The organism is Algoriphagus aquaeductus, from assembly GCF_003253485.1.
Taxonomy (GTDB): Bacteria; Bacteroidota; Bacteroidia; order Cytophagales; family Cyclobacteriaceae; genus Algoriphagus; species Algoriphagus aquaeductus.
On the sequence record NZ_QKTX01000008.1, the window covers coordinates 120,063 to 144,599 of the forward strand.

The 24,537-nt window shown below is 45.2% G+C and carries 20 protein-coding genes; 8 read left to right on the forward strand and 12 right to left on the reverse strand.

Going from position 1 to position 24,537, the window contains the following annotated elements:
- Positions 1–12 precede the first annotated feature (12 nt).
- The 3 genes from rnr to CLV31_RS12350 are packed head-to-tail and all read left to right on the forward strand — an operon-like array spanning position 13 to position 3,802.
- Positions 13–2,220, forward strand: coding sequence for a ribonuclease R (gene rnr / locus CLV31_RS12340; RefSeq protein ID WP_111393191.1), 2,208 nt, complete (start codon positions 13–15; stop codon positions 2,218–2,220).
- The gene (locus CLV31_RS12345) at positions 2,183–3,169 is read left to right on the forward strand and encodes a polyprenyl synthetase family protein (RefSeq protein WP_111393192.1); all 987 of its coding nucleotides are present in this window, start codon (positions 2,183–2,185) and stop codon (positions 3,167–3,169) included. Before rnr ends, CLV31_RS12345 begins: the two co-directional genes overlap by 38 nt.
- Positions 3,170–3,172: 3 nt before the next feature.
- Complete coding sequence (locus tag CLV31_RS12350; RefSeq protein WP_111393193.1) at positions 3,173–3,802, forward strand: rhomboid family intramembrane serine protease; 630 nt, start codon at positions 3,173–3,175, stop codon at positions 3,800–3,802.
- 82 nt (positions 3,803–3,884) lie between these two features.
- Here CLV31_RS12350 and CLV31_RS12355 read toward each other — a convergent pair whose 3' ends face one another.
- The 3 genes from CLV31_RS12355 to rplU form a co-directional block, all read right to left on the reverse strand.
- Positions 3,885–6,947, reverse strand: coding sequence for a WD40/YVTN/BNR-like repeat-containing protein (locus CLV31_RS12355; protein WP_111393194.1), 3,063 nt, complete (start codon positions 6,945–6,947; stop codon positions 3,885–3,887).
- Between the two features lie 151 nt (positions 6,948–7,098).
- Positions 7,099–7,359 (reverse strand): 50S ribosomal protein L27, encoded by a 261-nt coding sequence (rpmA, locus tag CLV31_RS12360; protein WP_111393195.1) that lies wholly within the window; start codon positions 7,357–7,359, stop codon positions 7,099–7,101.
- A 36-nt stretch (positions 7,360–7,395) separates the two neighbouring features.
- Entirely contained in the window at positions 7,396–7,707 is a 312-nt protein-coding gene (rplU, locus tag CLV31_RS12365) for a 50S ribosomal protein L21 (protein ID WP_111393196.1), read from the reverse strand.
- A gap of 584 nt (positions 7,708–8,291) precedes the next feature.
- On the opposite strand from rplU, the gene CLV31_RS12370 reads away from it, so the two are divergent.
- The 3 genes from CLV31_RS12370 (at position 8,292) to CLV31_RS12380 (ending at position 12,235) form a co-directional block, all read left to right on the forward strand.
- Entirely contained in the window at positions 8,292–9,272 is a 981-nt protein-coding gene (locus tag CLV31_RS12370; RefSeq protein WP_111393197.1) for a ribonucleoside-diphosphate reductase small subunit, read from the forward strand.
- Positions 9,273–9,318: 46 nt separating this feature from the next.
- Entirely contained in the window at positions 9,319–11,715 is a 2,397-nt protein-coding gene (locus tag CLV31_RS12375; RefSeq protein WP_111393198.1) for a ribonucleoside-diphosphate reductase subunit alpha, read from the forward strand.
- Between the two features lie 79 nt (positions 11,716–11,794).
- Positions 11,795–12,235 carry a DUF1569 domain-containing protein gene (locus tag CLV31_RS12380; RefSeq protein WP_111393199.1) on the forward strand — a complete coding sequence of 147 codons (441 nt, stop codon included), beginning with the start codon at positions 11,795–11,797 and terminating at the stop codon, positions 12,233–12,235.
- 196 nt (positions 12,236–12,431) lie between these two features.
- Here the strand turns inward: CLV31_RS12380 and CLV31_RS12385 are convergent, their stop codons facing one another.
- From CLV31_RS12385 to cmk, 9 genes are all read right to left on the reverse strand, one after another.
- Positions 12,432–12,989: a DUF502 domain-containing protein gene (locus tag CLV31_RS12385; RefSeq protein WP_111393200.1), complete on the reverse strand. Its 558-nt coding sequence runs from the start codon at positions 12,987–12,989 to the stop codon at positions 12,432–12,434.
- Between the two features lie 169 nt (positions 12,990–13,158).
- Positions 13,159–13,785: a 3-keto-disaccharide hydrolase gene (locus CLV31_RS12390; RefSeq protein WP_111393201.1), complete on the reverse strand. Its 627-nt coding sequence runs from the start codon at positions 13,783–13,785 to the stop codon at positions 13,159–13,161.
- 120 nt (positions 13,786–13,905) lie between these two features.
- Positions 13,906–14,517: an NADH:ubiquinone reductase (Na(+)-transporting) subunit E gene (nqrE, locus tag CLV31_RS12395; protein WP_111393202.1), complete on the reverse strand. Its 612-nt coding sequence runs from the start codon at positions 14,515–14,517 to the stop codon at positions 13,906–13,908.
- A gap of 12 nt (positions 14,518–14,529) precedes the next feature.
- Positions 14,530–15,213, reverse strand: coding sequence for an NADH:ubiquinone reductase (Na(+)-transporting) subunit D (locus tag CLV31_RS12400; RefSeq protein ID WP_111393203.1), 684 nt, complete (start codon positions 15,211–15,213; stop codon positions 14,530–14,532).
- 30 nt (positions 15,214–15,243) lie between these two features.
- Entirely contained in the window at positions 15,244–15,993 is a 750-nt protein-coding gene (gene nqrC, locus CLV31_RS12405; RefSeq protein ID WP_111393204.1) for an NADH:ubiquinone reductase (Na(+)-transporting) subunit C, read from the reverse strand.
- Entirely contained in the window at positions 15,980–17,179 is a 1,200-nt protein-coding gene (locus tag CLV31_RS12410; protein WP_111393205.1) for an NADH:ubiquinone reductase (Na(+)-transporting) subunit B, read from the reverse strand. The genes nqrC and CLV31_RS12410 overlap by 14 nt, the downstream gene beginning before the upstream one ends.
- Before the next feature lie 3 nt (positions 17,180–17,182).
- Positions 17,183–18,532, reverse strand: a complete 1,350-nt coding sequence (locus tag CLV31_RS12415; protein WP_111393206.1) for a Na(+)-translocating NADH-quinone reductase subunit A — start codon at positions 18,530–18,532, stop codon at positions 17,183–17,185.
- Between the two features lie 132 nt (positions 18,533–18,664).
- Complete coding sequence (locus tag CLV31_RS12420) at positions 18,665–19,561, reverse strand: 4-hydroxy-3-methylbut-2-enyl diphosphate reductase (RefSeq protein ID WP_111393207.1); 897 nt, start codon at positions 19,559–19,561, stop codon at positions 18,665–18,667.
- Entirely contained in the window at positions 19,545–20,249 is a 705-nt protein-coding gene (cmk, locus tag CLV31_RS12425; RefSeq protein ID WP_111393208.1) for a (d)CMP kinase, read from the reverse strand. The genes CLV31_RS12420 and cmk overlap by 17 nt, the downstream gene beginning before the upstream one ends.
- A 130-nt stretch (positions 20,250–20,379) precedes the next feature.
- On the opposite strand from cmk, the gene ade reads away from it, so the two are divergent.
- Positions 20,380–22,011 carry an adenine deaminase gene (gene ade, locus CLV31_RS12430; protein ID WP_111393209.1) on the forward strand — a complete coding sequence of 544 codons (1,632 nt, stop codon included), beginning with the start codon at positions 20,380–20,382 and terminating at the stop codon, positions 22,009–22,011.
- Positions 22,012–22,083: 72 nt separating this feature from the next.
- Complete coding sequence (locus tag CLV31_RS12435) at positions 22,084–24,537, forward strand: MG2 domain-containing protein (protein WP_111393210.1); 2,454 nt, start codon at positions 22,084–22,086, stop codon at positions 24,535–24,537.

Below are 24,537 nucleotides of genomic sequence, written 5' to 3' on the forward strand. Positions count from 1 at the left end.
AATACACCCCTCATGGGAAGAAAATCAGACAGAAAACATTCAAAAAAAAATAAAGGGGGCTATTCCGGTGGAAATGATTCCGCCTCACTGGCCCGACGAATCCTTCAATTTTTAGACTCTAATTTTGGCCAGGAATACAACGCCAAGCAGATCATCAAGCAGCTCGATATCCGGGACGCACTCAACAAAGGCGGAGTCGAACCGGTACTTTACCAACTGGTAGATGCCGGAAAAGTCTCCCGCAATGCAAGAAATTATTTTTCGTCCACCAAGGATCCTGACTTCATCACCGGAACGGTTGATTTTGTCAATCCACGTTTTGCTTTCATTGTCCCAGATGATAAGGAAGCCGTAGATGGAGATATTTTGATCAAAGAGGCCGACCTCAAGCAGGCCCTCGATGGAGACAAAGTCCGGGTGATGGTATTTCCTGTAAAAGGGAAAACCGGTCGTACCGAAGGCCGCGTGCTCGAGATCTTGGAGCGCAGCCGGGATGAATTTGTGGGTCGGGTTGAAATCTCCCCGCGATTTGCGTTTGTGGTGCCTGATTTCAAAAAGATGCACAAGGACATTTTTGTCCATCGCGGTGATTTGATGGGGGCCGAGCACAATGAAAAAGTCATTGTCAAGCTGACCGAATGGAGAGAGGATGACAAAAATCCTACAGGAAAAGTCATTCGTGTACTTGGCAAGGCCGGTTTGCACGAGGTGGAAATCCATTCCATCATGGCCGAATTCGGATTGCCTTTCGAATATCCCAAAGAGGCCGACGAAGAAGCGAATGCCATTCCCGAAAAGATCTCTGCCAAGGAAATCAAGGCCCGAAAAGACTTTCGCGACGTACTTACCTTCACGATTGACCCAGTCGATGCCAAGGACTTTGACGATGCGATTTCCTATCGGGAACTTGAAAATGGCAACCTGGAGATTGGTGTCCATATCGCCGATGTGACCCATTATGTGAAGCCTAAAACAGCTTTGGAGAAGGAAGCTTTCAATCGAGCCACCTCAGTTTATCTGGTCGACCGCACCATCCCTATGCTACCCGAGCGACTCAGCAACGGGCTTTGCTCCCTTCGTCCCAACGAGGACAAGTTGACTTTTGCTTGTGTGTTTGAGATGGACCGAAATGCCAAAGTGGTCAATCACTGGATCGGCCGGACCATCATTCATTCCAATCGACGCTATGCCTATGAGGAAGCTCAGGAGTGCATCGATACCCAATCGGGAGATTATTTCCAGGAGTTGACTTTGCTCAATGAGCTGGCTAAAAAGATCCGGAAGCAGCGATTTGACAAAGGAGCGGTCAACTTTGAGACCGTCGAGGTGAAGTTTAAGCTGGATGAAAAAGGAACGCCACTTGGGCTATTTGTCAAAGAGCGGAAAGACATCCACAAGCTCATCGAGGAGTTTATGCTCTTGGCTAATAAGTATGTAGCTGAATTTATTTACAAGAAAAATAACGGCACGGACACCTTTGTCTATCGAACACACGACAGCCCGGATTTGGACCGGTTGGAGACATTTTCAGGTTTTGCAAAGCGATTTGGCCATCAAATGGACGTGACCAACGTGCAGAAAATCTCTGCCGCACTTAATAAACTCATGGATGAGATTCAGGGCAAACCCGAGCAAAATGTCCTCGAGCAACTCGCCATTCGAAGCATGGCCAAAGCCAAATACACTACCGAGCCCAAAGGTCACTTTGGCTTGGCTTTTCCACACTATACCCACTTCACCTCTCCTATCCGCCGATACCCCGATATGATGGTGCATCGACTGCTGGAGCATTACCTGGAGGGAGGCAAATCTCCTGAAGCAGAATCCTGGGAGCAGAAATGTGTGCATTCCTCCGAGCGGGAAAAGCGTGCCGCAGACGCCGAGCGCGCCTCCATCAAATACAAGCAGGTCGAGTACATGTCCCTTGCCGAACAGAAGGATTACGAGGGTATCGTCAGCGGCGTGACCGAGTGGGGAGTCTTCGTCGAGATCACTGAAACGAAGTGCGAAGGCATGATTCGGGTGCAGGATATGGACGACGATTACTATGAATTTGACGAAAGAAACATGCGTCTGATTGGGACGAGAAGTAAAAAAATGATCACTTTGGGTGACAAAGTAATGGTCAGAGTGGTTAACACCGATATCGACCGTCGAACCATCGATTTGGAATTTGCAGAAAATGACAGAAAAAAGTCTCGCCCACGCGCTTTTAACTAAGCTGGAACAACACATCACCACCCACTCTTTCGGAGAATCACCCACCGAACTTTACGAACCCATCACCTACATCATGAGCCTCGGAGGCAAGCGGATCCGTCCGCTGCTTTCGCTTTTGGCGTATGGGATCTATGGGAAAAATCCCGAGGAAATCCTGTCTCAGGCGGCGGCAGTGGAGGTCTTTCACAATTTTACCCTGATGCATGACGACATCATGGACAATGCTCCGCTGCGTAGAGGAAAGGCTACGGTTCATGAAAAGTGGAATGCCAATATCGCCATTCTCTCCGGAGATGTGATGCTCGTGAGAGCCTATGATTTGCTATTGGGTACAGATCCAAAGTTGCTAACTGAGGTGATCCGCCTGTTCAATAAGACAGCGGCCGAAGTCTGTGAAGGGCAGCAGTTTGACATGAACTTTGAGGCCTACGAGACCGTCCACGAAGACGAATACATCAATATGATCCGTCTCAAAACAGCCGTGTTGTTGGGTTTTGCTCTTCAGCTCGGAGCAGTTTTGGCTGGGGCTGAAAAGGAAGATGAGCAGAAGCTGTATGAGTTTGGCGTGAATATCGGTGTGGGATTCCAGCTGAAAGACGACCTCCTCGATGTCTATGCCGATCAGGCCAAATTTGGCAAGCAGGTAGGCGGAGATATCATTTCCAATAAGAAGACCTTCCTCTTGATCAAGGCCTTGGAACTGGCCCAAGGGGAAGATTTGGCAGCATTGAATTATTGGCTTTCGCTGAAGGAATTTGACAAAGTCGAAAAGGTAAATGCCGTAAAGGCAATCTATGAAAAACTCGGCATCCGCAGCCTAACCGAAGCCAAGATGCAATCCTATTTTGATGCGGGCTTCAGCCAATTTGATGGCCTTCACTTCCAAAATGAGGAATATTATCAGGCACTTTATGCCATCACCCAAGACCTGATTCACCGGGAGAAATAAGCCATGGAATTATCGCTGACCGTCATCCTTATCGCGATCACTGCGATCACGAGTATTTTGGCCTTCAATCGACCAGAAATGATGGATCGATGGATGTTTATGCCCTATCGGATCAAGCATCGGAATCAATGGGATCGGTTTGTCCTATCGGGATTTATCCACAAGGACTACATGCACTTACTTTTCAACATGTTCACCTTTTACTTCTTTGGTGGCGTGGTGGAATTGTTTCTGAGATACAAATTTGGAGTGGGTTTAGGAGGAATTTTGTTTGTGTTATTCTACATTTTAGGGATAGTCATATCAGATTTGCCCACTTATAAAAAGCATCAGGAAGACAGCTACTATCGCGCTTTGGGAGCTTCGGGAGGTACGGCCGCAACAGTTTTTGCAAGTATAATTTTGATGCCACTTTCAGACATTTGCTTCTTTGGAATCATCTGTTTACCGGGATTTATCCTTGGAGTTCTTTTCTTGATTTACTCTTATGTCAAGGGAAAACAAGGCGGGGACAACATCAATCATGACGCGCACTTGTACGGAGCGATTTTTGGGATTGCCTTTATTTTGATCATTTCTCCCTCGAGTGCAGGGATGTTTTTGGAGCAGATTAAGGGGTTTAGGTTGTTTTAGAAAACAAAGACTTGGTAGGTTTTCAAAACCTACCAGGCCTTATCAAAAAAAGGCCACCAGATCACTCCGGAGGCCTTTCGCATTACTTCTTGATTTCCAACTTGGTTTTCATTTCCTCGATATTGAGCAGTCGGGAAATCTGCTCTCGCTCCAGTTTGTGGAATCGAGCGAGCTGCACATCGATTTGCTCAGTCAGCTCTTTTCTTACTGCCTCAGATTGATCGGTGGGCTTGTAATCTCCATTACCGACCACACTGCTCAAGTGAGCGAGTTTGTTGTTTAGACGTATCGGATAGTTAAGTGGATCCTGACCGCTTCGATTTTTGGTCTGATAGAGCGTCTCCTCAATCTCCTGCATTTCGGCTTTGATGGCTTCGAGATTGTCAGGTTTGGTAGAAAGTGAATCCAACTCGGATCGATACACCCGAATCATCTTGATAGCCTGATGGGTTTCGGTGATTTTATCCCGCACGGCCAAAAGGAAAGTGTATTGCTCCTCCAATTCAGCCTGCGTGGATTCGTAACGAGGATCTGCCAAGACTTTAAAGCTTTGTTCCTGCGCTTGGCCATCCACCGTCATTTTCACTTTGTAGGTTCCCGGAACTACTTTAGGTCCACGTAGGTTGGCTGCCCACATGATGAGTCCGTCGAAGCCTTCGGCATTTTCTGCCCTTAGGTTCCAATTGAATTCACCCGCCCCTTCTTTGACTTTCAGAGTATCCCCATTCACCCCCTTGGAAGAGAACCATCGGATACGCTCATTTTTCTCATTGAAGAATTCGATTTTCAATTCCTCCTTGGGCTTTTCCTTTAGGAAATAATAGACTAGAACGCCACCCGGACGGTTGGAACCATTGGTCAGGCTGTTTCGCTTAACGCCATCGATTCGGTATGAATCCTGTGGCTTGTAGAGATGGAAGGCCTTATTTGCAATTCCCTGCTCAGCCTGATGGAGTACAGTCAGATCATCAATGATCCAGAACGAACGGCCCTGAGTCGCAGCGATGAGGTTATTTTCCTTGATCGTCAGATCAGTGATCGGCACAATCGGAAGATTCAACTGAAGCGAATGCCAACTTGCCCCATCATCTTTGGAATAATACATGCCTGTTTCCGTTCCTGCATAGAGCATACCCTTTTTCGCAGGATCAGCTCGCACCACACGGGTAAAGTGCTCCGCATCGATACCTGAAACGATCTTGGTCCAGGTTTTTCCATAATCCTTGGTCTTGTAGAGGTAAGGGGCATAGTTACCGCTCTTGTAGCCGGTCGCTGCAAAATACGCCTCCCCAGCCTCAAATGGACTGGCCTCGATCGAATTGATCTGCAGCCACTCCGGCATTTCTTTCGGAGTCACGTTCTGCCAGGTTTTTCCATTATCCACAGTCACATGCACCAATCCGTCATCCGAACCCGCCCAGATGATTCCTTGCTTTACAGGAGACTCCGCTGCAGTAAAGATGGTTGCATAATATTCCACCGAAGTATTGTCCTTGGTAATCGGACCACCTGAAGGACCAAGTTTACTCTTGTCATTTCGAGTCAGGTCAGGAGAAAAGACCTCCCAGCTTTGGCCTTCATTCGTCGAGCGGTGAAACTGATTACTGGTCGTGTAAAGCAGCTTTGGGTTATGTGGGGAAAAGAAAATCGGGAAGTTCCACTGGAACCGGTACTTCATGCCCTCAGCCCCATGGCCCATCGGATTGTCAGGCCATACATTGACGGTACGGGAAGTTCCGTTGCGGTGATTTTCCCGGGTCAAGAGGCCACCATACGAACCGCCATACACGATGTCATTATCCAAAGGATCCGGAGCAATCCAGCCGGATTCACCACCTGCTGTAGGCTCCCAATCGGCCTCGGTAATCGCTCCACCGTCATTGCGGTGACGGATTCGGACCGTAGAATTATCCTGCTGCGCCCCATAGATCCGGTAAGGGAAACTATTGTCCGTAGTCACTCGATAAAACTGAGAGGTTGGCTGATTCATATAAGTGGACCAAGTCGCCCCACCATCTTCGGAAACTTGCGCTCCCCCGTCATCCGCAATGATCATTCGCTGATTGTTGGCAGGATCGATCCAGAGGTCATGGTGATCTCCATGGGGAGCTTCGAAGTTTTTAAAGGTCTTTCCACCATCGGTAGACTTGTGGTAATCCACGTTGAGCACATAGAGGGTTTCCTCGTCTTGGGTATCTGCATAGATTCGGGAATAGTACCAAGCCCGCTGACGCAGGTTTCGGTCTTCATTCACACGCTCCCAGATTTGTCCTGCATCTTTGGAGGTAAATACACCACCGTTGTCATTCTCGATAATGGCGTAAAGGCGGTTGGAGTTTTTCGGAGAAACCGCAATTCCCATGATGCCAAGAAGGCCTTTGGGGAATGTTTCTTTAGCTGAAAGCTCATCCCAGGTTTTGCCCCCATCGGTGGATTTAAACATCTTGGAACCGGGACCACCGCTTTCCAAGCTATAAGGAGTGCGTTTCAATTCCCAAGTGGTCGCATAGATCACTTCGGGATTATTGGGATCCAAAATCAGATCTACCGCGCCGGAAACGTCATTTACGAACAGAATTTTTTGCCATGTAGCCCCGCCGTCGGTGGTCTTGAAAACGCCACGGGTCGAATCAGGCTTGAAAATATCGCCTAGCACTGCGGCATAGACCACGTTGGGATTGGTTGGGTGGATGCGAAGACGGGAAACGAAGCGGCTTTTGTCTAGACCAGCCTGAGACCAGGTTTTACCTGAATCTATGCTTTTCCAGATCCCATAACCAAAAGACACATTGCCTCGAACGGTTTTCTCACCACCACCGGCATAGACGACGGAAGTATCACTTTCTGCTACTGCCACAGCTCCCATGGAGCCTCCAAAAAAGCCGTCAGAGACAGATTTCCAGGTTTGGCCGGCATTGGTGGTTTTCCAGATTCCTCCGCCTGTGGAAGCGAAATAGTAGGCTTTGTCACTTCCCTTGACGCCTGTGACTCCGTCAGCCCTACCACCTCGGAAAGGGCCAATGAGTCGCCATTGTATGGCATCGTAAATTTTGGGACCGGGGACTTGCTGAGCAAAAAGCGTATTGCCCAAGAGCAGCAAAATCAGGAGAAGTCCTGACCAGGCTGATTTGAAAGGAGTGTACATGTAAGGTCTTGTTGATTGGAATTCAAATTAAAAAATAGCTGATTGATCCAGATATTTATTCAAAAAATTGATAAAGGGCAGAGAAGAATGAGGTAGAGGCAAAAAAAAACCTCTTCTGTGGAAGAGGTTTATGTTTTTTTGTAAGTAGTACTTAAGCCTGAGAAGGAACGATGTGAACGTAAGATCTACCGTCAGCTTTGGTTTTGAAAGCAACCACTCCGTCTGTCAAAGCAAACAAAGTATGATCTTTTCCAACACCCACATTAAGACCTGGGTGATGCTTGGTGCCTCTTTGTCTCACAATGATGTTACCGGCGATTACTGCTTCACCGCCAAATTTCTTCACACCCAATCTTTTGGAATGTGACTCACGACCGTTTTTGGAACTACCTACACCTTTTTTGTGTGCCATGGTTTTATTCGTTTATGATCTCCTTGAGGGAAAATCTTAGAGTGAAATATTTTCGATCAATACTTTGGTGAAGTCTTGTCTGTGACCGTTCTTCTTTTTGTAGCCTTTTCTACGCTTCTTCTTGAAGACAATCACTTTGTCACCTTTTACATGATCCAGGATTTTCCCGGATACCTTGGCTCCGGCAATAACGGGAGCACCTACGGATACAGTGCCATTGGCTTCAGCCAAGAGGACCTGATCAAATTCGACGGAAGCGCCAGCTTCGCCAGCCAACTTAGGGGCATAGACGAACTGATCTTTTGTTACTTTGAACTGCTTTCCTGCGATGTTAACAATTGCGTACATGAGAATTGATTTATCGAAATCGGAGTGCAAATATAGAGAAGGAAAATTGAACAAAAAAACTTTCCCCAAATTTCAATAAAGAGGATCAAGCCTTAATCTTGCCGGTAAATCTGAGGGACTAAGATTATGGTCAATCTCGCTTACGATTTTTTCCGAAAAATCAACACTGATTTTGATGTCTGCTCGACGGTCTCAGAGGCAAATCCCTGAAAACCAAATCAAAAAAAAGAGCTTCTGATTCCATTATTTTTTGACTTTTGTTCAAAATTTGATTCAAAAATCACTGTGGAAAACTTTTTTGAAAATGTTGAAAATTATTCCAAATGGCCAAAAACGTCCAAATGATTGATCCTTTGATTTATTTCAATACTTCTATCTTATTGATTAATAGATTTTAATGAATTTTTCGACCTTTGGTCAATTTTTGGTCAAAACAGCCTTTTTGCATGTTTTTTTTTATTATTTTCCGTCACATATTTGTTCAAAGGCTGTTCTGAAGAGGCAGCCTTTGTTATCACCAGTCTAAATGAAGACAAGTTTAAAGGCTAAAACCATTTTACTTGAACAACAAAACCGAGAGAGCGATGCAGCAAGAGCCCATTTTACAGGAGAACAAAGGAAGATTTGTATTATTTCCGATTCAGCATGCCGATATCTGGCAGTATTATAAGAAAGCTGAGGCGAGTTTTTGGACAGCAGAGGAGATTGATCTAAGCCAGGATTTGACTGATTGGAAAAACCTCAATGATGGCGAGAGACATTTTATTTCCCACGTATTGGCTTTCTTCGCTGCTTCTGATGGTATTGTAAATGAAAATCTCGCAGAACATTTTGTGGCAGAGGTTCAATATACAGAAGCCAAGTTTTTCTACGGATTCCAGATCGCAATGGAAAATATCCACTCCGAAACCTATTCTCTACTCATAGATACCTATATCAAAGACGCCGTAGAAAGAGATCGGTTATTGAATGCTATTGAACATATCGATTGTGTCAAAAAGAAAGCGGAATGGGCACTCCGTTGGATCGATAATGGGACCTTTCAAGAAAGACTCATTGCCTTCGCAGCAGTAGAAGGCATTTTCTTCTCCGGTTCATTCTGCTCGATTTTCTGGCTGAAGAAAAGAGGCCTGATGCCGGGCCTTACCTTCTCCAATGAGTTGATTTCACGGGACGAGGGACTTCACTGTGATTTTGCTTGTCACCTTTACACCAAACATGTGAACAATCAGCTTCCAAAAGATACTGTGCGGGAAATAATCATGGACGCTGTAGCGATTGAAAAAGAATTCGTCACTGATGCACTCCCTGTGCGGCTGATTGGGATGAATTCCGACTTGATGTGCCAATACATCGAATTTGTAGCAGATCGATTATTGATGGAACTGGGCTGTGAAAAAGTCTGGAACAGCACCAATCCATTTGATTTCATGGATATGATTTCGCTCCAAGGGAAAACCAACTTCTTTGAAAAAAGAGTGGGAGACTATCAAAAAGCCGGCGTCATGAAATCCACCGAACCGGCCGAAAGTTCCGCACGCTTCTCCATCGAGGAAGACTTCTGATAACCATCCATTTTTCAACCACCAACCATCCTAAAATCACCTGAGTATGTTAGTAATCAAAAGAGACGGAAGAAGAGAATCAGTTAGATTCGACAAAATCACAGCTAGGATTGAGAATCTTTGTTACGAACTTGATCCAAAATTTATCCAGCCCATCGAGGTTGCCAAAAAAGTAATTGATGGACTCTACGATGGAGTGACCACTTCTGAACTGGACAATTTGGCGGCGGAAGTCTGTGCATCTCTGACGGTGAGACATCCGGATTACGCTATTTTGGCTGCGAGAATTGCCATTTCCAATCTTCACAAAACCACCAGTCAGTCTTTTTCCAATACGATGAAAAGATTGTACACCTATGTCAATCCCAAGACCGGTGGAAATGCCCAGCTCATCGACACAGAAGTATACGGCATCATCAAAAAGTACGCTGCCAAACTCGATGAGGTGATTGATTACAAGAGAGATTTTGGATACGATTACTTCGGCTATAAAACCCTTGAAAGAAGCTATCTGATTCGCTTGGATGGTAAGGTCGTAGAAAGACCCCAACATATGCTGATGCGAGTGGCAGTAGGAATTCACCGGGAGGATATCGATTCAGCCATCGAAACCTACCATTTGCTTTCTGAAAAGTGGTTTACTCATGCCACTCCTACCCTGTTCAATGCAGGTACTCCAAAACCTCAGCTTTCCTCCTGCTTCCTGCTGACCATGAAGGACGATAGCATTGACGGTATCTATGACACCTTAAAACAGTGTGCAAAAATCTCCCAATCGGCTGGTGGTATCGGGCTTTCTATTCACCATGTCCGGGCCAAAGGAAGCTATATCAAGGGCACCAATGGAGTATCTAACGGAATTGTACCGATGCTTAGAAACTTCGACATGACTGCACGATATGTCGATCAGGGAGGAGGAAAAAGAAAGGGAAGTTTCGCGATCTATCTGGAACCTTGGCATGCGGATATCAAGGATTTTCTTGAGCTGAAAAGAAACCACGGTAAAGAAGAAATGCGAGCCAGAGACCTGTTCTATGCACTATGGATTCCTGACTTGTTCATGAAGCGTGTGGAGAAAAACGAAGAATGGTCACTCTTCTGTCCCAATGAAGCCCCCGGACTTTCTGACTGCCATGGCGAAGAATTCGAAAGATTGTATGAAAAATACGAGCGCGAAGGAAAAGCAAGAGAAACCATTAAAGCTCAGGAGCTTTGGTTTGAAGTATTAGAATCTCAGATTGAGACAGGTACTCCATACATGCTGTATAAGGATGCAGCCAATGGCAAATCCAACCAAAAGAATTTGGGAACCATTAAGTCATCCAACCTCTGCACTGAGATCATTGAATATACTGCGCCAGACGAAGTAGCGGTTTGTAATTTAGCTTCCATCGCGTTGCCAAAATACGTCACAACAGGGCCTGATGGAAAGTTGTTCTTTGACCATAACAAGCTTTATGAAATCACCAAAGTCGCCACCAGAAACCTGAACAAGGTAATTGACATCAATTACTACCCTGTTGAAGAGGCCAGAAGATCAAACTTCAGACACAGACCTATCGGGTTGGGCGTTCAGGGATTGGCAGATGCTTTCATCATGCTGAGAATGCCATTCGACTCCGTAGAAGCGAGAGGATTGAATGAAGACATCTTTGAAACGATCTACTATGCTGCTGCGGAGACGTCTATGGAATTAGCCAAAACTCAAGGCACCTACGAAACCTATGAGGGAAGCCCTGCATCCAAAGGCATCCTCCAGTTTGACATGTGGGGTGTAACTCCTAAGTCAGGCCGATGGAACTGGGATGGGTTGAAGGAGAAAATCAAAAAGTACGGCATGCGAAACTCACTGTTGGTAGCTCCAATGCCTACTGCCTCCACTTCACAGATACTTGGCAATAACGAATGCTTTGAGCCATATACCTCTAATCTCTACACCAGAAGAACCCTTTCAGGTGAATTTATCATGGTAAACAAACACCTGATGAAGGATTTGATTGATCTTGGATTATGGAATGACACCATGAGAAACCGTTTGATCTCAACCAACGGTTCGGTACAAAACGTGCCAGGCATTCCTCAGAACATCAAAGATCTGTACAAGACGGTTTGGGAGATTTCGCAGAAAGTCATTATCGATATGGCAGCAGACCGGGGCGCCTACATTTGTCAGTCTCAAAGCATGAACATATTCATGCAAGACCCGAATTTCGGAAAACTGACCTCCATGCATTTTTATGCCTGGAAAAAAGGACTGAAGACCGGTATGTATTACCTCAGATCTCAAGCAGCCACTTCGGCTATCAAATTCACTTTGGATAAATCTGCTTTGGAGCCAAAAGTTGAAAAAGCAAGTGAACCTGAAGTAGCAAAAAATCAAAAACAAGATGCAATCGCATGCTCTCTCGACAACCCCGAAGGATGCGAAATGTGCGGCAGTTAATTTAATTTTCTAGAGTTCGTAAAATGGAGAAAAGGCGTTTGATGGTATCAAGCGCTTTTTTTATCTAAACAGCTAAGACATGATCAAAGACACTCTTCAAACCCGCCTCGACAAATTGATGCCCTCGACACCGGCGCAATTTGGTATCATGACTCCTCAACACATGGTTGAGCATTTGATACTCACTTACAAACTTTCTTACGGACGGATAAAAATCCCGGAATTTGAACCCACCGAAAAACAACTGGCGCAAAAACAGGCCTTGATCTTTTCTGATCTCACTTTTCCAAGAGGAATCAAAGCACCCGGATTGCCTGAAACGCTCATGGAATTGAGATACTCAAATCTTGAAGAGACTAAAAATGAACTTCTAAAATCAGTAGAAGCATATTATCAAACGTTTGATCAGCAGCCTGATCTTAAAACAATGCATCCAAGGTTTGGAAAACTATCCTTTGAGGAATGGGAAAAATTTCATGCAAAACATGTCGAGCATCATTTGGGACAATTTGGGATTTGACCAAATAGGATTATCGGCAATAGCCTCACGATCCAAATAGGCTATGATTTAAGGGTCGGATGCTTAGACTGCGCCCAGCACAAGCGAACGAAGGATTTCAGATATTCACCTTTTCGATACCTTTCCAAAGTTTGCAAAGCCTTCAGGTAAAAAAGCGGAGATATAACCAATCCAGGCATCAGGCTCAATGCCTCAATCAATGCTCCAAAGGGGAAACCCCTCCTGACACCAAAAATTTCATTACGTCAGAACTTCGGACCCCTTTCAAGGGCTTGACTTTCTCTTTATTGACGAGAAAAACATTCCCAGAAACATTGTAACTGTGTGGAAAATAAACCGCCACCTTATCCTGAAGATCAATCACCGTCAAATCTTCCTGTGTAATAAATCCAAGCCGACTCATTGTATCTGAGATTTCGACTATTACCGGAGAACTAAACTTCTTCTTTTCTCCTACAAATGCCCCCATCAAATCTTTGATGGAAGTATAAAGTAGATTCACAAAAGGAATTTTGAATACTCCCCGTTCAAACCAGTCAAACAGGGGCTTGGTGAAGAACAAACTCGCGAGATAGCCTACAAAGGTGATCAATCCCAAAACCATCAAAATCCCTATCCCCGGAATAGGGACAGGAATCAGGTTGTCCAAAAAAAGAAATATCTCATAAACAATATAAATGGTGACAACCAAAGGGGTTAAAAATAACAGCCCTCGAAAAAAATAGGAGAGAATTCTTCGATAGGTAAAGGCCATAGGTTTTCACAATCAGTTTAGAACAGGACTTTCTCAAAAAGCCTTCCAAAGCATAGTTAAGCATTCCCGGAGAAAACACAAACTGGTGGAAATTTAAAAATTTCAAATCTCCACCAGCTTTAGGGCAGATCAGATCCTCCTAGACTGTATTGGTTGAGGAAAACTGAATTTAATCCAAGAGTTTAATTTTTACACTTCTGTAATAGATCACACTCTCAGGGTCATGGGCCTGAAGAGCGATAGTTCCTCGGTCAAACTTTTTTTCTCCGGCATTGGCAGGTCTGTTTTGATCCTCAGATTCATCATATTCCATCACCACTTTATCGTTGATCTTCACGGTCGCTTTGTCACCATTGACAATGATATGATAGGTATACCATTCTCCGTCATTGACATAGACCTCTCGGACATCATTGAAAGAATAAAGACTACCTGATTTTCTCCAGTCTCCGTGTGATTGGTTCACCTGAACTTCGTAGCCTTTATTCGGCCATCCGGTTTCTTGGTAGGTAGTATGGATGAAAATACCAGAATTAGCCTTAGGCATAGTCTTGACCTCCACTTTTAGCTCGAAATTTTTGAAATCATGATTGCCGACCGGTCCGGCATAAAACGCATGGGCACGAGGTCCGTCTACTTTAATCGTTTTATCCACCACTGAAAAAGAGGCCTGATTTTCAGAAATTTTCCATCCTTCCAGATTCTTGCCGTTGAAAAGTTCAATCCACTTACCCTTCTGCGCAAAACCGGAAATGGAAAAAAGAAACACGAATACAAATGCAAATAAATTCTTCATATGTTTTGGGTTTGAGTTATGATAGTGAAAGATAATTAAGAATAAGACGTGTCCATGTACCGCAAAAATAAAAAGGCTCTGAAGTTACCCCCAGAGCCTAAAATCTACTAAGTTTTGATTTTAAAGGTCAATACCCATAAAGGACATAAACGCAATTCCCATCAAACCAGTCAGAAGCATGGTGATTCCAAGGCCTTTGAGTCCGTTGGGTACTGCGGAATACTTCAATCGCTCTCTGATTGCCGCCAGGGCAACGATAGCAAGCATGAAACCAGTTCCAGAACCAAATCCATAAACAGCCGATTCTGCAAAAGTATAATCACGCTGAGCCATGAAAAGCGATCCACCCAAAATGGCACAGTTTACCGCGATCAAAGGGAGGAAGATACCCAATTGCCCGTACAGAGCTGGTGCAAACTTCTCCACAATCATCTCTACCAATTGAACCATCGCAGCGATGATGGCGATAAACATGATGAATCTTAAGAAAGATAGGTCAATCGTCGCAAGGCTAGCATTAGCCCAAGTCAAAGCTCCCTCTTTCAATACAAACTCGTTCAAAAGCCAGTTGACTGGAGTGGTCACCGATAGTACAAATACTACCGCAGCACCAAGTCCCAAAGCTGTGCTGACTTTCTTGGAAACGGCCAAAAAGGAACACATCCCAAGGAAGTAAGCGAAAATCATATTGTCGATAAAAATCGACCGAATACCTAAGCTGAATAATTCCATTTTAATTCCTTTTTAGTGTTCAACGTAACCTGTCTTAGTTCTCTGTACCCAGATGATCAAACCCAGGATGATAAAAGCTCCCACTGGAGAAACCATCAAGCCGTTGGTCGCCAACTTGAAGTCAGGACCGAAAATGCTGGAAACGTAATCAAATACAGGTACTCCGAATACGGAACCTGAGCCCCATAGCTCTCGGAAGAAAGCCACCGTCAAGATAATCCAGGAATATCCAAGAGCGGAACCCAAACCATCCAATACTGAATCATAAGGTTTATTTCCCAAGGCAAATGCTTCCAGTCGACCCATTACGATACAGTTGGTAATAATCAGACCGATAAATACGGATAATTCCTTATACATATCGTACGCAAAGGCTTTCAGCACCTCACTCACCAGAGTCACCAATGTAGCTACTACGGCTAGTTGTACAATGATTCGAACCCGGCTAGGGATCGTGTTTCGCATCAACGAGATCACAAAGTTGGACATCGCAATAACAAATATTACAGAAATCGCCATGACCAAGGTAGGCTTCATTTGGGTGGTAACTGCTAGTGCAGAACAAATCCCCAATACCTGGATAGTTACCGGATTGTCATCCACCAAAGGATCAGTAACCAGTTTCTTTCTGCGTTTTGAGAATAAGGGCTCAGCCGGCTTTTTCTCAATCGCTTTTTCTACTGTTTCAGTACTCATTTTTCAGAAATTCTTTGAGTTGAAAATAAATTAAAGACCGGCTACTGCCTGGTTGGATGTCTTATTCTTGATATAAGCCTGGTAGTGCCCCAAATAAGCCTTAAGCATATTGTTCACACCTGTAGCCGTGATCGTAGCACCAGACATCCCATCCACTTTGTGAGCATCAGAAGAATAATCTTTCCCTTCACCTTTTTGCATTTGAACGGCTACTAATTCACCGGACTCATCAAAAATTTTCTTTCCCACGTATCTAGCCTGCAAGCTACCTTCGGTAATTCTCGCTCCTAATCCGGGAGTTTCACCTGCGTGTGCCAGGGTAATACCCGCTATCGTATTCATATCTGTCTCCAGAGCCATGTATCCCCAAATCGCATCCCAAAGTCCTGCTCCATAAAGCGGGAAGATGTAGGATTCTACTGCCTCAGGATTTCCTTCGGCATGGAACATGAAAACCGGGTACTGTCTTTTATCGGCAGGTTTTTTATAATCCTTTGCAATCTCCACTTTTTCTGCTTCCACTCCGGAAATTTCTTTCCCGTTAATATCTACCACCGTGGCAGAAATTCGAGTGGCGTAGAATTCATTGATTTGCTGAGGAGTCATGTTGTCAATTTCACTCGGATCAATCACGGCTCCAAGAATTTGCTTTTTCTTATCCAAAGCAATTGCTTCCTGCTGTAAAGGCCCCAAAACTTGGGAAGTGCCAGACAGGAGTAACCCAAGAACGATTGTCAAAATCGCCGAGAAGACGATGATGTATGTATTAGACTGTTGCACGTTGTATCCTCCTTGTTTTATTAGCTTTTACTACATAATAATCAACCAATGGTGCCATCACATTCATGAATAGAACCGCAAGCATGATTCCCTCCGGATAGGCAGGATTTGTCACTCGGATGATTACGGTCAAAACACCAATCAGAATTCCATAAATCCATTTACCTGTTTCCGTTTGAGCGGCAGATACTGGATCCGTAGCCATAAAGACTACCCCAAATGCCAAACCACCCATTACCAAATGATATTGAGCAGGCATGGCCATGTATTCGTTTACAGCCAGTGCGTTCATCACCAATCCCATGGCGTAAGCGCCGCCAAATCCACCAACAATAATTTTCCAGCTTGCTACACCTGTCGCTACTAAGATGACGGCCCCTACTAAGGCCATCAGCGTAGATGTTTCACCTATAGATCCTGGGATCCAGCCCATGAACATATTAAGGAAGCTAAAGTCAGCGCCAAAGGAGGCATTATGGGAAGAAAGTGCTTCTACAGCAGGTGTACCTTCCACTCCGGCGTTGTAGGCCACCGCGAGTGCGGTCGCTCCTGAAAATCCGTCAACGGCAGTTTTTTCTCCCAGATAAGTCCACACTTGATCCCCGGAGATCTGTGCCGGATAGGCAAAATACAAGAATGCACGGGCGGTCATTGCCACATTGAGGATGTTCATGCCCGTACCTCCGAAAACTTCCTTGCCGATTACGACAGCGAAAATTGTCGCTAAAGCAACCTGCCAAAGAGGAATGTACGGAGGCATTACCAGTGCAATCAACATTCCGGAAACTAGGTACCCTTCAGAAATGGGGTGATTTCGGATCACACAGAACGTGAATTCTGTCAACAAGCCAACCGCATAGGAAACGATCAGAATAGGAAGCACAGAAAGTGCACCGAAGATCGCCTTGTCAAGGAATGTCGCCTCCTCTCCGGAAGCGATGAAGTGCTGATGACCGATGTTAAGGATACCAAACAGCAAGGCTGGAATCATGGCGATCACTACCGTGATCATCACACGCTTCAAGTCAGTTGCATCTTTAATCTGGGTACCTTTAGCTTTGGTGATCAAATCAGGTGCAAAAGCAATCGTTCTGTGGCCTTCATAAAGAGTATGAAACTTTTCCCACTTGCCACCCTTCTCAAAGTTTGGCTTTATGCTATCGAAGAGATTTTGTAATGCCTTCATATCTTAACTATACATTAATAATTCTATCCCGTGTCTTACCAACTCCTGCAAATCATTCTTGGAAGGATCCACAAATTCACAAAGCGCTACGTCTTCTTCTACCAGCTCATAAAGACCTAACTCCTCCATCTCATCAAAATCCTCTGCAACAATTGCTTTGAACAAATATGTTGGAAGAATATCCATTGGCATTACTTTTTCGAAAACACCGGTCACCACAAACGGACGTTCTTCACCGTGGGTATTGGTGTCCACTTTGAATTCCCCTTTATTAAGAAAGGAGAGCATACCAATCGCTTTGTGGAAGCTAAGTTTGGAAGTACTTGGCTTGATCCATCCCAAGAATTCCTCATAATCACCCTCAGGAATGACTGTGATTTGGTTATGATAAAATCCTAAGAATCCATCCAAATTCACTTTTTCCCCTGTCAACACATTTCCTGAGATCACCCGAACGTGACCCGAATTGAGGTTACCTTTTACGAAAGAAGATACATTCGCTCCGGAATAAGTTTTCACATAGCCGGTTTTGGTCAGTTCAGACCCGGTCAAAGCGATTACTTTTGAGGCATCATAGATACCCTCAAGTACAGCCTTTCCGATCTGGACAACGCCATAAGGACTGACAGTCCAGGCGATTTCGCCTTTGTTGATCGGATCTAAATGATGGATCTGGGTACCCACGTTTCCGGCAGGGTGTGGACCGGAAAATTGGTTGATCTGTGCATTTTTCACTCCTGAGAAAATCGCAGGAGCCGACTTGGAGCCGTCGACATTCAGATGAACTTTTCCTTTTGTCAATTTAGCCAAGGCATCCACGCCAGCCTGGAAATACTTTTCTTCTCCCTGAAGGGTAAATCCAAAATCAGGAGCGAGAGGATGAGTATCAAAAGCAGAGATAAAGATTGCCTTCGGTGTATCTGAAGGGTTGGCAACAATCCCAAATGGTCTTTGGATGATATTTGGCCAAACTCCGGAAGAAGCAAGCTTTGCAGCTAAGGCTTCACGATCCTGATTGAGGTCAATTTTACCAAAGTTTTCGTGGGTGATTGTTTGGTCAGCCAAAATCTTGATTTCAAGGAGCTTTCTTTTCTCACCTCGCTTGATTTCTACGATTTCTCCGGAAACCGGCGCTGCATAGATTACCTGATCCAAGGCTTTGTCGATCAGGATGGGAGTACCGGCCTTGACCGTATCTCCTTCGTTCACAAGGACTTTGGGACGCTGAATCCCGGGAAAGTCCGTTGGCTTAATGGCGAAGGTCGTTGCCGGGGCAAAGTTGGACATCTCCAAAGGAGCCTTTCCAACTAGCTTGAGGTCGAATCCCTTCTTAAGCTTCACTATTTTAGACATATCTGTTTTTGAACTATGAGCTTTTGAAAAACGCCCCAAATCTAAAGAAAAACCTTTTGAAATGGAGGCTTGGTCACATTTATTGTTCGAACTTTTGATTAATCGGACAGGCGGTGAAAATCAGGAATGAACTTAAGCTTGAAGCATGTTTTCTTCCATGGTTTCCACATAGGACTTTACCTGTTCCATCAGCCACATCGGTGTGGAAGTGGCACCACAGATCCCCACCTTATCTCCAGGATGAAACCACTCCGGGTCGAGCTCTGTTTCGTTTTCGATAAAATAACTTCTCGGATTTTCATGGAGACAAACTTGATAAAGTGCCTTTCCATTGGAGCTCTTTTTTCCTGATACGAAAAGAATCACATCATTTTCCTGAGCGAAGCGTTGCAGTTGGGGCTCCCTGTTGGATACTTGCCTGCAGATCGAATCATTGGCGTTAAAGTCCAATTCGGTCAATTCTCCTTTGGCCTTTTTGATGCGGTCTTCTATTTTTTGAGACAATTCGTAGAAACCTTTGGTGCTTTTGGTGGTCTGACTGAAAAGGGTCACCGGCTTTTGGTAATCGATTTTTTCCAGATCCGAATCCTCCATGACTACGATGGCTTTCTCCAAAGTCTGCCCAGTCAGTCCAATGACTTCAGCGTGCCCCTTTTTACCATAGATGACAATCTGTCCATTCTCCCGCTCCATTTTATCGAATGCATTTTTCACTCGGTGCTGAAGCTTGAGTACCACAGGACAGGAGGCATCGATAAGCTCGATATTATTCTCAATGGCTGTTTTGTATGTTTCTGGAGGCTCTCCGTGTGCTCTGATCAACACTTTGCAATTGCTGAGCTCTTGAAGCTGTTCCCTATCGATCACCACGAGGCCTTTTTCTCTCAGCCGCTTGACCTCCATGTCATTATGGACAATGTCTCCCAGACAATAAAGTCCGTCGCTATTTTCCATTTCGTCCTCTGCCATTTTGATGGCAAACTCTACTCCGAAACAGTAGCCTGAGTTTTTATCAATGGTTACCTGCATAGTCCTTTTCCTTTTTTATGACTTCCTTTGCAAGTCCTACGATCTGAGCCACTTGCTCGGCAAAAGCCAACTTACTCGTATCAATTTCAATGGCGTCAGGCATTTTAGTCAGCGGGCTTTCTGCCCGTGAAGAATCAACCCGATCACGCTCTGCCAAATTCTTTTTTATTTCTTCCAGATCAACCAGTTCCCCTTTTTCTAAGAGCTCCTGTTGCCTCCGGGCTGCCCTGGTTTCCAGATCAGCCGTCATGAAAATTTTCAATTCTGCATCAGGAAAAACAACTGAACCTATGTCCCTTCCATCCATCACCACCCCCTTTTTTCTACCCAATCGTTGCTGCTGAGCTACCAATTCCTTACGGATTTCTTTGATGGTTGCCACCTCACTTACACGTTCGGAAACCCGCATGGTTCTGATTTCATCTTCTACATTCAACCCATTAAGGTAGGTCTCTTGCTTCCTGGTATCCGGATTGATTTGAAAGGTAATTTCCAGAGACTTTAATCCCTTTTCGACATCATGAGGATTAGAGGGAGATAAATAGTTTGTTAAAAAATGGAGTGTGGTAGCCCGATACATCGCACCCGAGTCAATGTAAGTGAACCCTAAATCCTTGGCTACTGCTTTTGCCGTCGAACTTTTTCCACATCCCGAATATCCATCTATGGCGATGACGATTTTACCCATCAAAAAAGCTGTCTTGGTTTACTGCTTAATTTTGGGCAAATATAGTAGTTTTAATCTTAAACCATCCCGAAAGACTCCCCCCACTGGGAGTAAATAGTCTTGAAATTCACTGATTTTTATCAATCTACCCATGAACATACAAGCCAACTTAGTAGACATCCCTAGCAAAAAGATTTACCCCGCCAAAGTGGCTGTGCAGGGTGGAAAAATCACCCAAATCCAAGAAATCCAACCCGATAAAGAGCTCCCTTTTTTAATGCCGGGATTTATCGATGCCCACGTTCACGTGGAGTCTTCCATGCTGGTTCCTTCGGAATTTGCCCGACTGGCCGTGGTGCATGGGACGGTCGCCACGATCTCAGACCCCCACGAGATCGCCAATGTCTGCGGCATGCAAGGCGTAGAATACATGATCGAAAACGGCAAACAGGTGCCCTTCCACTTTTTTTTCGGCGCGTCTTCCTGCGTGCCGGCCACTCCATTTGAAACCGCCGGAGGAGAAATCAATGCTGCCGATATCGAAAATCTGATGGCTCGACCCGAGATTCTTTACTTGGCCGAAATGATGAACTGGCCGGGGACAGTTCATCGAGATCCTGTAGTGATGGAAAAAATCCGGATTGCTCAGAAATACGGCAAACCCATCGACGGCCACGCGCCTGGCCTGATGGGAGAACTGGCAGAAAAATATGTGTCCGCAGGGCCAAGCACGGATCACGAATGCTTCACTTATGCCGAAGCCTTGAGCAAAATCAAACTCGGGATGAAAATCTCCATTCGGGAAGGTTCGGCCGCCAAAAACTTTGAAGCGCTGATTGATCTGATCGACGACTATCCCGATATGATTCTATTTTGCTCCGACGACAAGCATCCTGACAATCTGGCCATCAGTCATATCAATGAACTCGCCGCCCGAGCAATCGCCAAGGGAAAAGAGGTGTTTGACGTGCTGAGAGCAGCCTGCCTCAATCCCATTACTCACTATTCCTTACCGGTGGGTCAAGTCCGGGAAGGGGATCCAGCTGATTTTATTCTGGTCAAGGATCTGGAACAGTTTGAAGTCCTGGCCACTTATATCAAAGGCCAAAAGGTGGCCGAAAACGGAAAGACACTCATTCCCCGAGTCAACAATGAGGTCATCAATAATTTCAATACCTCGCTGAAAAAATCGGAAGATTTTCAACTCTACGCCTCCGGCACAAAAGTAAGGGTAATCGAAGCTCTCGACGGGCAACTGATCACCCCTGAGATCGAGGAAGAAATTTTGATTCACGACGAATTTGCAGAACCTAACCTGGAAAAAGACATTCTGAAAATCACCGTGGTCAACCGCTATCAGGATGCTCCTCCTGCGGTGGCTTTTATCAAAAACTTCGGTCTGAAAACCGGGGCCATCGCTTCTTCAGTCGGACATGACTCTCATAATATCATTGCAGTGGGAATCGATGACGAGTCTATCAGCAGAGCGGTGAATCTCCTGATCAAAGCAAAAGGCGGAATTTCAGCAGTTTCGGGAGAAAAGGAGGAGGTTCTCCCGCTACCCGTAGGAGGGATCATGTCTCCAGAAGACGGCTATCAGGTGGCCGAAGCCTATACCCGAATCGACCGGATGGCCAAGGAAATGGGTTCTAGCCTGAATTCCCCCTTTATGACCCTGAGCTTTATGGCCTTGCTGGTGATTCCGGATTTGAAATTGAGTGATAAGGGGTTATTTGATGGAAGGAATTTTAAGTTTATTGAGGTTTTTTCAGGAAATGATTAAATCCTTAAGTTTAATTTTCCGTTCGGAGAAAAATAAAGCCCCCAACCTAACAGAATAAACCCAAGCTATATTTTGCCTCAACGTAAAGTCAGAAAATACTTCTCAATCCTTTTTTCAGGAGTTTTAGCCGTTTTCCTTTTTTCATTCACCTTCATCAGTGACCCCTTACCCAGGATTATCGCTTCTTTCCAACGATACCTTGCTGAGCTACCTGAGGAAAAAATCTACCTCCACCAAGATCGGCAAATTTACGCCTCGGGAGAAACGATTTGGTTCAAAGCTTACCTGACCCAAGGACCTTTTCTCCTTCCCTCCACGCTTAGCAGCACAATCTATGTCGAATTGATCGATGCTCAAAATCAACTCATCCAAAAGGAAATCATTTATTCGCCGGATGGCTTTGGCAGCGGCCAACTTCCTCTACCTGATTCCTTGCAATCGGGCACTTACCTCCTGAGAGCTTATACCCAATGGATGAAAAACGTTGGGGAGGAATATTTCTTTCAGCGCCCCATCAAGGTTCTCTCCGAATTTTCTTCTCCCCGTCCACACGCTCAAACAGTCTCCGAACTTGATCTCCAATTTTTCCCGGAAGGGGGAAATCTGGTGGAGGGAATTCTCAGCAAGGTCGCCTTCAAAGCCTTGGATTCAAATGGCTTGGGCAAGAAAGTCAAAGGAAAAATCTTTGAAGGAACTCGGGAAATTGGATCATTCGAAAGCAATGTTTTAGGCATGGGTGTATTCGCCTTATTGCCCGAAAAAGGAAAAACCTACACTGTCCAAATCGAAGGGGATGATCAAACCTTCTCTTTGCCGGCCGCATTAGAATCAGGACTGATCATGGCTGTGACCAATTCCCCAAAATCCGATGAAGTGGTCATCAAGTTTTTGACTTCGGGTAAGTCTCCCGGAAAATCCGTTTTTCTGGTGGCTCAAAGTCGCGGGCTGGTTTGTGCTACGGGACAAGTGGACCTTTCCAATCAGGTCGCTTTTGTAAGAATCAAGAAAAAAGAATTCCCAACCGGAATCGCCCAGTTAGCTGCCTTAGATGAAAATGGGGTTCCTCTGGCGGAGCGGCTTATTTTTATCGATCACCAGGATCATTTACAGATCAAAATCACCACTGACAAGGCTACCTATCAGCCCCGAGAACGGGTACGACTGGACATCGAGGCAAAAACCAAGGAGGGCAAACCCGCCATCGCCAATCTTTCACTCAGTGTGGTGGATGCGGAACAGTTGGAAGAATCTGAACATGGAACCTCCATCCTCACTCACCTCTTACTTACTTCCGAGCTCAAGGGGCACATTGAAGAACCCGGCTATTATTTCCATACCAAAAACTCCGATCGGGAAGAAGCCTTGGATTATTTGATGCTCACGCAAGGCTGGCGAAAATATACCATAATGGAGGCCTTGACGGGGACTCTTCCAGAGGCAAAATTTCCAAAAGAGCAGGGAATTACCATTCAAGGAACCCTTAAAAATACAAAAACAGGCCAAGCAGAGGCAGGAGGAACGATTTCCTTTCTGTCTCTCTATCCGGTAATTTCCTCGGAAAAAACGGTTACTGACACAAATGGAAAGTTTGAGTTGCGGGATCTTATCTTTTTTGACTCCACAGGAGTAATACTGGAAGGAAAATCGAAAAACAACCGAACGGACTTAGAGATCCTGTTGGAAAATGACGCTAAAAGGCCTTCTTCAGTGGCTTGGAACCCAAATCAATGGCTTGGAAATACAGCTTCTGAACAAAAATTCATTTCCGAATCCACACTTAGAAAAAATATCAACCGGGCCATCGATCTCGACACGACAGCCTTTGTTCTGGATGGAGTGGAAATTCGGGGCAGAAAAATAGAGGAACCGAACTTCGGCCCACGAATCTATGGCAGCGGTACAGTCAACATGCAGGTAGCCGGAAATCCCGCTTTGGAAAATCTACTTCACCCGTTGGATCTGATCAAAGGCCGAGTTGCAGGCGTACAAGTCATCGGCAGTGGACAAACTTGGTCGGTAATCATCCGGGGTGTGGGGTCGATAAACAGCTCTTTAGAACCCCTGATCTTGGTGGATGATATTCCGGTTCAGTTGGAGTTTCTACATACCATTCCCGTACAGGAGATCGAGCGATTTTCGGTATGGAAAGGTGCCGATACCGCCATTTTCGGAGCTCGGGGAGCCAATGGAGCGATTACTTTTTATACCAAAAAAGGTAACTCCTCAGACAAACTGGATACTCAGCCTTTACGAAAGCCCAATCCCAAAGGACTGAGAGGATACCAGGTGGAACGGGAGTTTTACTCACCCACCTACCTTCCGGAAGATTTACCTTCCCCAAGACCCGGCCGCAGATTAACGCTCTTTTGGGCACCCATGATCCAAACCGACTCTACGGGAAAGGCGTCGGTCATATTCTACAACTCGGATCGGGAAACCACGATCAAGGCTGAGGCCGAGGGAATAAGTCAGGAGGGGAAAGCGGGAAAATCCAACTACTTTTATTCAATTAAAAAGGACTTGTAA

Bases quoted from the DNA above. Each gene is read 5' to 3' on its own strand.
- CLV31_RS12420 (WP_111393207.1), bottom strand. From the start codon at position 19,561: ATGCAGGTAACCATTGATAAAAACTCAGGCTACTGTTTCGGAGTAGAG.
- rplU (WP_111393196.1), bottom strand. From the start codon at position 7,707: ATGTACGCAATTGTTAACATCGCAGGAAAGCAGTTCAAAGTAACAAAA.
- rpmA (WP_111393195.1), bottom strand. From the start codon at position 7,359: ATGGCACACAAAAAAGGTGTAGGTAGTTCCAAAAACGGTCGTGAGTCA.
- nqrE (WP_111393202.1), bottom strand. From the start codon at position 14,517: ATGGAATTATTCAGCTTAGGTATTCGGTCGATTTTTATCGACAATATG.
- CLV31_RS12380 (WP_111393199.1), top strand. From the start codon at position 11,795: ATGATCAAAGACACTCTTCAAACCCGCCTCGACAAATTGATGCCCTCG.
- rnr (WP_111393191.1), top strand. From the start codon at position 13: ATGGGAAGAAAATCAGACAGAAAACATTCAAAAAAAAATAAAGGGGGC.
- CLV31_RS12400 (WP_111393203.1), bottom strand. From the start codon at position 15,213: ATGAGTACTGAAACAGTAGAAAAAGCGATTGAGAAAAAGCCGGCTGAG.
- ade (WP_111393209.1), top strand. From the start codon at position 20,380: ATGAACATACAAGCCAACTTAGTAGACATCCCTAGCAAAAAGATTTAC.
- CLV31_RS12375 (WP_111393198.1), top strand. From the start codon at position 9,319: ATGTTAGTAATCAAAAGAGACGGAAGAAGAGAATCAGTTAGATTCGAC.
- CLV31_RS12355 (WP_111393194.1), bottom strand. From the start codon at position 6,947: ATGTACACTCCTTTCAAATCAGCCTGGTCAGGACTTCTCCTGATTTTG.
- CLV31_RS12345 (WP_111393192.1), top strand. From the start codon at position 2,183: ATGACAGAAAAAAGTCTCGCCCACGCGCTTTTAACTAAGCTGGAACAA.
- cmk (WP_111393208.1), bottom strand. From the start codon at position 20,249: ATGGGTAAAATCGTCATCGCCATAGATGGATATTCGGGATGTGGAAAA.
- CLV31_RS12415 (WP_111393206.1), bottom strand. From the start codon at position 18,532: ATGTCTAAAATAGTGAAGCTTAAGAAGGGATTCGACCTCAAGCTAGTT.
- CLV31_RS12410 (WP_111393205.1), bottom strand. From the start codon at position 17,179: ATGAAGGCATTACAAAATCTCTTCGATAGCATAAAGCCAAACTTTGAG.
- CLV31_RS12370 (WP_111393197.1), top strand. From the start codon at position 8,292: ATGCAGCAAGAGCCCATTTTACAGGAGAACAAAGGAAGATTTGTATTA.
- CLV31_RS12390 (WP_111393201.1), bottom strand. From the start codon at position 13,785: ATGAAGAATTTATTTGCATTTGTATTCGTGTTTCTTTTTTCCATTTCC.
- CLV31_RS12385 (WP_111393200.1), bottom strand. From the start codon at position 12,989: ATGGCCTTTACCTATCGAAGAATTCTCTCCTATTTTTTTCGAGGGCTG.
- CLV31_RS12350 (WP_111393193.1), top strand. From the start codon at position 3,173: ATGGAATTATCGCTGACCGTCATCCTTATCGCGATCACTGCGATCACG.